The sequence below is a fragment of the Burkholderia pseudomultivorans genome (genome assembly GCF_902499075.1).
In the GTDB taxonomy this organism is placed as follows: domain Bacteria; phylum Pseudomonadota; class Gammaproteobacteria; order Burkholderiales; family Burkholderiaceae; genus Burkholderia; species Burkholderia pseudomultivorans.
Window position 1 is genome coordinate 41,702 of sequence record NZ_CABVPP010000055.1, and the last position, 9,281, is coordinate 50,982.

Genomic DNA, 9,281 nt, shown 5'->3' on the forward strand with positions numbered 1-9,281 from the left:
GAGAGACACAACATGGGCGTGGGCATGCAGATCGTCTATCTCGGATTCGCCGGCTCGGCCGAGCTGGAAGCCGAGGCGGCGACCCGGCTGGTCGGCATCGAGCGGTTTCGCGCGCTGATCAGCGGATGCCATCTGGCGATCGAGGCGCGCAGGATGCCCGGCGGCACGCGCGCCTACGACGTGCGGCTCGATCTGATCACGCGCAGCGACGAACTGAAGCCGCTGCCGCATTGCAGCGGCGACGACGCGTGCGAAACGGTGCGGCGCGCGTTCGCGGCCGCGGAACGCGAACTGATCGAATGGCAGGCGCACGAAGGCGCGAGCGCGCCGACACGCGCGGCGCCGGCCGGCGGTGCGGCGGGCGGCGTGAGCGCGATGCGTTGAAGGAAACGGGATGGAACAGGCGTCGTGCGGGCGCGTGCCTGTCACGCACCCGCACGAGATCGCGTCAGACCAGCGCGAGCGCCTGCGCGTCGATGATCCGCACGCGCTTGCCGCGCGTTTCGACGAGCGCATCGCGGTGGAACCGCGAGAACATCCGGCTGACGGTTTCGAGCTTCATCCCGAGGTAGCAGCCGATTTCCTCGCGCGTCATCCGCAGGTTGAATTCCGATGCCGAATAGCCGCGCGCCTCGAAGCGCGACGACAGATTCAGCAGGAAATGCGCGACGCGCTGCTCGGCCGACATCGTGCCGAGCAGCAGCATCTGGCTCGACTCGCGGACGATCTCGCTGCTCAGCATCTGATACAGGAAGTGCTGCATCGGCTTGATCTCGCGGCAGGCCGCTTCGAGCGCGCCGAACGGGATGATGCACACGACGCTGTCCTCGAGCGCGATCGCGTCGCAGCAGTGCTGGCCGCTGCCGATGCCGTCCATCCCGAGCGTTTCGCCGGCGATCTGGAAGCCGGTCACGTGCTCGCGGCCGTCGCGATGCATCATCACCGTCTTGAACGAACCGGCCCGCACCGCGTAGATGCTGTGGAACGGATCGTCGGTGCGGAACAGCGCATCGCCCTGGCGAACGTGCCGGGTCGCGCAGATGATCGCGTCGAGCCGGCCGTACTCGGCCGCCGTCAGGTGCGGCGGCAGGCATATCGAACGCATCGCGCAGCCCGAGCAGCGCGCAGCGGGATAGGTGGGCGCGTCGGCGCGCGCGACCGCGTGAATCGGCGCGCGCGGCCTCGGGGCGACGAGCGCGTCTGCGACGCTGGCGGTGGCTGTTGACATGGGTCACTCCGGCACGGTCAGGGGTGATGCATGCGCGCATGCACCAGGGATTCGATCACGCGGCATGCGGCGTCGAACTCGGCGGTCTTGTCGAAGAAGTAGTCCGCCCCGGCCGTCGCGCATGCCTCTCTGAATGCCGGGGCGGAATGGTTGGTCAGCACGATCGTCACGATGCGCGGCGTGGCCTTCGACAGCATCCCGATCAGCTCCAGGCCGCTGCCGTCCGCAAGGCGCAGGTCGACGATCACCACCTCGGCCCGGCTGTCGTGGATATGCGCCCACGCGCCCTGGCCGTCCTCCGCTTCGCCCACCACCACGACACCGCGGATCGCGCCGACAAGCAGCGCGATCCTGCGCCGCACGGGGGCGGCGTGGTCGACGAGGAACACCCGGAGTGCGGCGGGCGACGGGCTGGCATTCATGGGGCCAGTATCGTGCTGCGCCGCCAAAAAGAAAATCGGCCGAATTGGAAGTTTGCGTAGGCCGGATCGTCGCGTTGTAGGGGTTTTCCTACAACGCGTGCGATAAATCGGCGTGGGCGCATGCGGGCCGCAGGCGCGCGCGCATGGCGGGACCGATGGTGCAGTGCGCGAAAACGGCCGGTTTCGCGGGCCGCGCCGTGAACGTTAACCCGCCCGGCGTGCGGCGAGCGCGTCGCGCGCGGTGCGGCACGCGGCAAGGTCCCACGCCGCGCAGCCGACGCTCTTGAACAGCAGCGGGCCGCCGCGCACGAACCTGCCGTTCAGCACGTCGGCGAGCGAGGCGACCTGCTGCCAGTCGACCTGCGCGAGGATCAGGTCGCCGGCCTCGTGGCGCGCGCCGGCCGGGTCGTCGACGACGAGCCGGCTCTGGCGCACGGTATTCGCGTCGATTTCGGCGGCGTCCGCCGTGAACGCGCCGACGCCGACCACCAGCCGCCCTTCGCGCGCCGCGTCGCGATAGACGGGGGTGCGGCTCGTCGTCAGCGTGACGACGACGTCGATCGCGTCGGGAATCGCGTCGCCGTCGAGCGGAACGAGCCGCGGCGTGTGCGCGCGATGCGCGTCGCAGAAGGCGGCCGCGCTTTCGGCGCGCGCGCCGCGCACGTGCAGGCGCGCATCGGGAAAGATCGTCGCGAGCGCTTCCGCGTGATTGGCGGCCTGCTTGCCGGTGCCGATCAGCAGGATGTCGCGCGGCGCGGCGCCGTGCAGCGCCTGGATGCCGAGCGCGGTGACGGCCGCGGTGCGGCGGCCGGTGACGGTCGGGCCGTCGAGCACGAAGCGCATCTCGCCGGTGGTCGCGTCGCAGGCGATCACCTGGCCGAGTATCGTCGGCAGCCCGCGTGCGCCGTTGCCGGGACACACGTTGACGAGCTTGTGGATCGCGAGATCGCGCGCGCTCGACGGCATCGACAGCATCACGCCGCCGGCCTGCAGCGGCACGACCAGACGCTCGGGGCTGACGATCTCGCCCGCCGCGTAGTCGGCGACGGTTTGCCCGAGCGTGACGAGCAGCGCGCGATAGTCGAGCAGCGCGGCCGTGTCGGCCGCATCGAAAACGGGAGTCTGGGCAAGGGCGGTCATCGTGTGCGTCGGTGGCGTCGGTGAGCGTGGACGACGGGCGCGTCGTGCGCCCGCGGCTGGACCGCCGATTACGCGACACGTGGCAGTCTGGATCGAATCTATACCAGTTGCCCGCTCGCCGGCAAGCCAGAAAATAAAGCGCGTCGCCGCTTTTGGTTCTAATATCTGTCCAGAATGCCGCGCCTGCGGGCCGGCGCCGGCACAACTCCGGTATAGTGCGAACCCGTTTCAATCCACGCCCACGAACGGCAGGAGCCACGCATGATGTCTGCGCGTCCCGAATCACTGGAAGGCGGCTTCAGGCCGCTGCAAATCTACGAGCAGGTCGCCGAAAGGATCCGCGACGAGATTCGCGCGGGGCGCTATGCGGCCGATGCGCGGCTGCCGTCCGAGCGCGAGCTGGCCGCGCTGTTCCAGGTCGGCCGGCCGGCCGTGCGCGAAGCGCTCGGCGCGTTGCAGAACGAGGGCCTCGTGTTCACGAAGCGCAATTCGGGCACCTATGTCGTATCGGCGCCGCTCGACGTGCTTGCGCAGCGCGGCGACATGCGCGACGCATCCGAAGCCGACTTCAGCCCGACGTCGACGCTCGACGTGCGGCTGATCCTCGAGCCCGCGATCGCGCGCCTCGCGGCCTCGCACGGCCGCGCGGACCCCGTCGCCGAAAGCTATCTCGCGCAGATGGAAACCATCACCGACGTCGACGACCCGCAGCAGCGCGCGTTGTGGAACGAGAGCGACCGGCTGTTTCACCGGCAGCTCGCGCTGATGACCGGCGATGCGCTGATCGTGAAGATCGCGGACGAAGTCGCCAGGACGATGGACCAGCCGCTGTGGAAGCGGCTGAAGGACGACGGCATCTACGACGCGGGCCGCGTGCGGCTCTACGTGTCCGAGCACCGGCTGATCTACGAGGCGATCGTGTCGGGCGACGCCGATGCCGCGGCGTTTTACGTCGAGCAGCATATCCGCCGGGTGCGGCGCGACATTGCGCCGAAGTGACGGGCGCGCGCTCTGGTTTCTGTAGGGACCAGAATCCCGGGAAATATTTTGAAATTGCTTGCGTGACAACCACAGGTGTCCTACATTGGTCCTGTTCAGAACCAATCCGAAGGGCGTGCCCGGGGCCATCCACGTAATCCGCAATGGGCCGCTGGCGCAGCACGACGCACCAGCCTCCGTCCTTCGTCTTCACGCTCGCGAACGCCGATGAAAATTTCCCGATCCCTTTCCACCGTCGAAGTCCACACCGGCGGCGAAGCATTCCGCATCGTCACGAGCGGGCTGCCGCGCCTGCCGGGCGACACGATCGTGCAGCGCCGCGCGTGGCTCAAGGACAACGCCGACGAGATCCGCCGCGCACTGATGTTCGAACCGCGCGGCCATGCCGACATGTACGGCGGCTACCTGACGGACCCCGTCTCGCCGTCCGCCGATTTCGGCGTGATCTTCGTGCACAACGAGGGCTACAGCGACCATTGCGGGCACGGCGTGATCGCGCTCGCGACGGCTGCGGTCGCGCTCGGCTGGGTGCAGCGCACGACGCCCGAGACGCGGGTCGGCATCGACGCGCCGTGCGGCTTCATCGAGGCGTTCGTCGAATGGGACGGCGATCACGCGGGCTCGGTGCGCTTCGTCAACGTGCCGTCGTTCATCTGGCGGCGCGACGTGTCGGTCGACACGCCGTCGTTCGGCACGGTGACGGGCGATATCGCGTATGGCGGCGCGTTTTATTTCTACGTCGACGGCGCGCCGTTCGACCTGCCGGTGCGCGAATCGTCGGTCGAGCGGCTGATCCGCTTCGGCGCGGAAGTGAAGGCCGCCGCGAATGCCGCGTATCCGGTCGTGCATCCGGAGATTCCGGAAATCAACCACATCTACGGGACGATCATCGCGAATGCGCCGCGCCACCCGGGCTCGACGCAGGCGAACTGCTGCGTGTTCGCGGACCGCGAGGTCGACCGCTCGCCGACCGGCTCCGGAACCGGCGGCCGCGTCGCGCAGTTGTACCAGCGCGGCCTGCTCGCGGCCGGCGATACGCTGGTCAACGAGTCGATCGTCGGCACGATCTTCAAGGGGCGCGTGCTGCGCGAAACGACCGTCGGCGATATCCCGGCCGTGATCCCGGAAGTGGAGGGCAGCGCGTATATCTGCGGCTTTGCGAACTGGATCGTCGACGAGCGCGATCCGCTGACCTACGGCTTCCTCGTGCGCTGAGCGCCGGCGCCGAGCCGCCGCCGGGCCGTGCGCCGCGCGAGTTTTGGTACGATGCAGCCTTTTCAGCAAGCTGCCCCAACCGCGTGAATCGCCGAAACGTGTCGTCAGTGCGTGACCTTCTTGCCAAATGGGTCGCGCGCGCCCAACCCGTCGCGGCTGCCGCCGCCGTGCCCGTCAAGCGTGTGCTGGCCGTTGCCTGGCACCATCTGCGTCATCCGACGCGTCGCGGCGCGCTGCTCGCGGTCGCCGCCGTGCCGTCGCTGTTCCTGCTGTACGTGCTGGCGCTGGTGCCGTTCACGCCGAGCATCGGCGACATTCGCAAGGCGCGCGTCGACCAGCCCGCGCAGGTGCTGTCCGCCGACGGCAAGCTGCTCGCCGAATTCAAGCCGTCGAACCGCGAGTGGGTGCCGCTCAAGCAGATCTCGCCGCACATGGTCGACGCGCTGATCGCGACCGAGGACCATCGCTTCTACCAGCACCACGGCCTCGACTGGAAGCGCACCGCGTCGGCCGCGTTGCATACGTTCTCGGGTACGCGCCAGGGCGGCTCGACGATCACGCAGCAGCTTGCGCGCAACCTGTATCCGGACGAGATCGGCCGCGCGCCGACGCTGACGCGCAAGCTGAAGGAAGCGATCACCGCACTGAAGATCGAGGCCGTCTACAGCAAGGACCAGATCCTCGAGACCTACCTGAACACGGTGCCGTTCCTGTACAACGCATACGGCGTCGAGATGGCCGCGCGCACCTACTTCGACAAGTCGGCCGACGAACTCGACGTGCTCGACAGCGCGACGCTCGTCGGGATGCTGAAGGGCAACAGCTACTACAACCCGGTGCTGAACCCCGAGCGCGCGCTGCAGCGGCGCAATACGGTGCTCGGCCAGATGGTGAAGTACGGCAAGCTGTCGCCGGCGCAGTTCGCGCAGCTGCAGCGCCGGCCGCTGCGCGTCGATTTCGAGCGCCAGAAGGAGCCGCCGGGCCCCGCGCCGCATTTCGCGCAGCAACTGCGCAAGTGGCTGATCGCATGGGCCGATCGCAACGACTACAACATCTATTCGGACGGCCTGATCGTGCGCACCACGATCGACGCGCGGCTGCAGCAGATGGCGACGCAGGCGCTGATGCAGCAGGCGAACCAGCTGCAGGGCATCGCGAACAATGCGTGGAGCGGCCGCGACGGCTGCGGCACCGACAACGAAGTATTCCGCACCTTCATGCGCGAGTCGCCGGAATACAAGGCTGCGCAGGACGCCGGCAAGGACGATGCGGCCGCGATGAAGCAGCTCGCGGCCGATCGCGGCTTCATGCGCGCGCTGTGCAAGACGAAGACCGACGTGCAGGCCGGCTTCGTCGCGATCGATCCGCGCGACGGGCAGATCCGCGCGTGGGTCGGCAGCCGCGATTTCACGAGCGAGCCGTTCGACCATGTGGTGCAGGCGCGGCGCCAGCCGGGCTCGACGTTCAAGGCGTTCGTCTACGGCGCCGCGTTCGCGGGCGGCATGAAGCCGGACGACACCTTCATCGACCAGCCGGTCGAGATCCCGCTGAAGGGCGGCGAGATCTGGCGGCCGAACGACGACGTGCCGCCGACCGGCAAGCCGATGACGCTGCGCGACGCGGTCGCGCTGTCGCGCAACCGGATCACCGCGCAGGTGATGGAAAAGGTCGGTCCCGCAGCCGTCGCGCGGCTCGCGCGCGACATGGGCGTGCGCGAAAGCCCGCTCGAACGCGTGCCGTCGCTCGCGCTCGGCACGAGCCCGGTAACGCTGAAGGAGATGGTCGCGTCGTACGCGACCATCGCGAACGGCGGGCTGTACGTCGAGCCGCAGATGGTCACGCGCATCGAGAACCGTCAGGGCGAGGTGCTCGCCGAATTCGCGCCGGCGCCGCCCGAGCGCGCACTCGACGCCGAAACGGACAAGACGCTGCTCAGCGTGATGCGCGACGTCGTTACGCGCGGCACCGGCTCGAGCATCCGCACGCGCTTCGGCATTCGCGGCGACGTCGCCGGCAAGACGGGCACGACGCAGGACAATGCGGACGGCTGGTTCATCCTGATGCAGCCCGGGCTCGTGGCCGGCGCGTGGGTCGGTTTCGACGACGGCCGCGTGACCTTGCGCAGCGACTACTGGGGGCAGGGCGCGCACAGCGCGCTGCCGATCGTCGGCGATTTCTTCCAGCGCGCGCAGCGCGCACGGCTCGTCGACACGAAAGCGAAATTCGATACCGAGCCGTCGCCGGGATGGTTCGAGTCGCTGCGCGAGCGCGCGACGGACCTGTTCGACGCGTGGTTCGGCCGCGACGAGAAAAAGGCGCCGCCGGCGGTCAGGGCGGAACGGGCGCCGCGCAAGGTCGACGAGGCCGAGGCCGGTGCCGCGTCGGCTGCGTCGGCGGTAGCGGCTTCGGCACCGGACGCCGCGTCCGGCGGCATCGTCGAGGAATGGGTGCCGGCGTCCGAAGTGGCGGCCTCGGCGGCGGCGCTGTCGGGCGCGGCTTCGCAGCCGCAGCTGCAGCTGCAGCTGCAGCTGCCACCTCAACCGGTGACGCCGCCGGCTGTCGGCACCGGCCAGTCGAGCGGCGGCAACGCGGGCAGCGGCGCCGCGCCGAGCTTTACGCCCCCTGTCGCGCCGGCATCGCCTGCCCAGCCGCCCGCGCCGGCACCTGCACCGGTCGCGCCCGACACGGGCGCCGGCAGCGGCGCGCAGTAAAAGGGTACGTTCAGGTTTTACGCGCGGCTGCCGTAATCAAGTTGTCACGACAGCCCGCGCGGCCGCGCCGCCTCTCACCGATGCGCAGTTCATCCGACTATGTCGCGCTCGCCCGCGACGATTTCGCCGCCGGCACACCGCTCGGCTTCGACCTCTACGACGCCGGCGGCGCTGCCTTGCTGCCGGCCGGCGCGACGCTGGACGATCCGGCCCGGCACGCGTTCCTGTTCGAGCATTTCCGGCCGGTGCGCCGGCGCGAGGCGGCCGAAGCCGAGCCGCGCGCGGCCGGTGCGATGCCGCCCGCGACGCATCTGGGGCTGTCGCCCGGCGCGGCGATCGGAATTCGCCGCCGGGTCGGCGCGACGCGCGCGTTGCAGCGCTGCCGGCTGGTCGGCGTCGGCGCGTCGGGCGCGCTGTTCGTCGAGCCGCAGCAGGGCGTCGCGCTCGAATTCGCGCGCGGCGACGACGTCGAGGCGGTGGCGATCGGCCGTGCCGCGGTGTCGCGCTTCGCGGCGACGGTCGAATCGGTGCAGGCAACCGGCACGACGCCGTTCATCACGCTGTCGCCGCCCGGTTTCGTCGACCGGCTGCGCACCCGTGCGGAACCGCGCGTGCCGGTGCGGATCGCTGCGTGCTGCGCGGACGGCACGGACGGTGTGCAAGGCATCGGCATCGTGCGCGACCTCAGCCTGAGCGGACTGTCGATCGCCGTCGACCGGACGATCGCGCGCGTCGGCGAAGCGCTGCGCGTGCAGCTGCCGTATGCGGCGGGCGGGCGCGTTGCGCTGCTGGCGCTCGACGGCACGGTGCGCGCGGTTCATGCCGATCCGGCCGCGCCGGCGCTGACGCTGCACCACGCGGCCTTCGGCGAGATCGACGCCGACGCCGCGATCCGGCTGAAGGCGTTGCTGTTCGACCGGCTGATGGCGTCGGCCGACGCGGACGGCGGGCGCTGACGGCGATGCGCCGACGCAGCAGACCAGACGGGATTCGATTTGCTCGCGACCATAATCATCTGATGATTCGGCCAAATCGGCGGCGATTGTATGGATTCCGTCAACAGTGAATTCGCGTTTTAGGTATTTACCCTGATAGTCGCGCCTCCTAGAATTCAACTCATGCGCAACGACCCACGTGTCCGAAGCGCCTGACAAAACAAATCTGGAGGTAATGCATCATGAAATCGCTGATCAAGGCAGTTGCGCTGGCCGCTCTGGTGGCCGCCCCGGTCGTGTCGTTCGCCCAGTCGAACCAGCAGCCGCTGACGCGCGCTCAAGTGCGTGCCGAACTGGTCCAGCTCGAAAAGGCCGGCTACAACCCGAACGACTGGCTGAACTACCCGGAAAACATCCAGGCCGCACAGGCCAAGATCGCCGCCGCGCAGGGCGATGCGACGGGCTACGGCTCGAACGCTGCCGCGACGTCGCAATCGGGCGAGCGCGTGGTCGCGCCGGCCGCCAACGACCGTTCGTCGGTGTTCTTCGGCCACTAAAAAGCTCTAACAAAAAGAGTTACGAGGGCTGTTAACCCGCTGCACGCTCTGTTAACCTCATCGTTGTTTCGCTA

At 69.1% G+C, this 9,281-nt stretch carries 9 protein-coding genes; 6 read left to right on the forward strand and 3 right to left on the reverse strand.

Features of this window, described 5'->3' with window-relative positions; genetic code table 11:
* The first annotated feature begins 12 nt into the window (after window positions 1-12).
* The gene (locus BST28156_RS27370; protein ID WP_060238073.1) at window positions 13-384 is read left to right on the forward strand and encodes a hypothetical protein; all 372 of its coding nucleotides are present in this window, start codon (window positions 13-15) and stop codon (window positions 382-384) included.
* Window positions 385-448: 64 nt separating this feature from the next.
* On the opposite strand, the gene BST28156_RS27375 is transcribed toward BST28156_RS27370, so the two are convergent.
* From BST28156_RS27375 to lhpI, 3 genes are all read right to left on the reverse strand, one after another.
* A complete protein-coding gene (locus tag BST28156_RS27375) occupies window positions 449-1,228 on the reverse strand; it encodes a helix-turn-helix domain-containing protein (RefSeq protein ID WP_174903848.1) in 780 nt (259 codons plus the stop codon).
* Between the two features lie 17 nt (window positions 1,229-1,245).
* Window positions 1,246-1,650, reverse strand: a complete 405-nt coding sequence (locus BST28156_RS27380) for a response regulator (protein ID WP_040129267.1) — start codon at window positions 1,648-1,650, stop codon at window positions 1,246-1,248.
* A 204-nt stretch (window positions 1,651-1,854) separates the two neighbouring features.
* Window positions 1,855-2,790 carry a bifunctional Delta(1)-pyrroline-2-carboxylate/Delta(1)-piperideine-2-carboxylate reductase gene (lhpI, locus tag BST28156_RS27385; RefSeq protein ID WP_174903849.1) on the reverse strand — a complete coding sequence of 312 codons (936 nt, stop codon included), beginning with the start codon at window positions 2,788-2,790 and terminating at the stop codon, window positions 1,855-1,857.
* 261 nt (window positions 2,791-3,051) lie between these two features.
* Between lhpI and BST28156_RS27390 the strand changes: the two genes are divergently transcribed.
* The 5 genes from BST28156_RS27390 (at window position 3,052) to BST28156_RS27410 (ending at window position 9,207) form a co-directional block, all read left to right on the forward strand.
* Window positions 3,052-3,789, forward strand: a complete 738-nt coding sequence (locus BST28156_RS27390; RefSeq protein ID WP_059515545.1) for a FadR/GntR family transcriptional regulator — start codon at window positions 3,052-3,054, stop codon at window positions 3,787-3,789.
* 207 nt (window positions 3,790-3,996) lie between these two features.
* The gene (lhpH, locus tag BST28156_RS27395) at window positions 3,997-5,004 is read left to right on the forward strand and encodes a trans-3-hydroxy-L-proline dehydratase (RefSeq protein WP_174903850.1); all 1,008 of its coding nucleotides are present in this window, start codon (window positions 3,997-3,999) and stop codon (window positions 5,002-5,004) included.
* A gap of 107 nt (window positions 5,005-5,111) precedes the next feature.
* On the forward strand, window positions 5,112-7,715 hold the full coding sequence (locus BST28156_RS27400) for a penicillin-binding protein 1A (RefSeq protein ID WP_174903851.1): 2,604 nt from the start codon (window positions 5,112-5,114) through the stop codon (window positions 7,713-7,715).
* Window positions 7,716-7,795: 80 nt separating this feature from the next.
* Entirely contained in the window at window positions 7,796-8,671 is an 876-nt protein-coding gene (locus tag BST28156_RS27405; RefSeq protein ID WP_174903852.1) for a PilZ domain-containing protein, read from the forward strand.
* Window positions 8,672-8,892: 221 nt separating this feature from the next.
* The gene (locus BST28156_RS27410; protein WP_009695266.1) at window positions 8,893-9,207 is read left to right on the forward strand and encodes a DUF4148 domain-containing protein; all 315 of its coding nucleotides are present in this window, start codon (window positions 8,893-8,895) and stop codon (window positions 9,205-9,207) included.
* Window positions 9,208-9,281 lie beyond the last annotated feature (74 nt).

What these genes read in the sequence shown, in the direction of transcription:
- BST28156_RS27410 (WP_009695266.1), top strand. Translation starts at nt 8,893, where the DNA reads ATGAAATCGCTGATCAAGGCAGTTGCGCTGGCCGCTCTGGTGGCCGCC.
- lhpH (WP_174903850.1), top strand. Translation starts at nt 3,997, where the DNA reads ATGAAAATTTCCCGATCCCTTTCCACCGTCGAAGTCCACACCGGCGGC.
- BST28156_RS27405 (WP_174903852.1), top strand. Translation starts at nt 7,796, where the DNA reads ATGCGCAGTTCATCCGACTATGTCGCGCTCGCCCGCGACGATTTCGCC.
- BST28156_RS27380 (WP_040129267.1), bottom strand. Translation starts at nt 1,650, where the DNA reads ATGAATGCCAGCCCGTCGCCCGCCGCACTCCGGGTGTTCCTCGTCGAC.
- BST28156_RS27375 (WP_174903848.1), bottom strand. Translation starts at nt 1,228, where the DNA reads ATGTCAACAGCCACCGCCAGCGTCGCAGACGCGCTCGTCGCCCCGAGG.
- BST28156_RS27390 (WP_059515545.1), top strand. Translation starts at nt 3,052, where the DNA reads ATGATGTCTGCGCGTCCCGAATCACTGGAAGGCGGCTTCAGGCCGCTG.
- BST28156_RS27370 (WP_060238073.1), top strand. Translation starts at nt 13, where the DNA reads ATGGGCGTGGGCATGCAGATCGTCTATCTCGGATTCGCCGGCTCGGCC.
- lhpI (WP_174903849.1), bottom strand. Translation starts at nt 2,790, where the DNA reads ATGACCGCCCTTGCCCAGACTCCCGTTTTCGATGCGGCCGACACGGCC.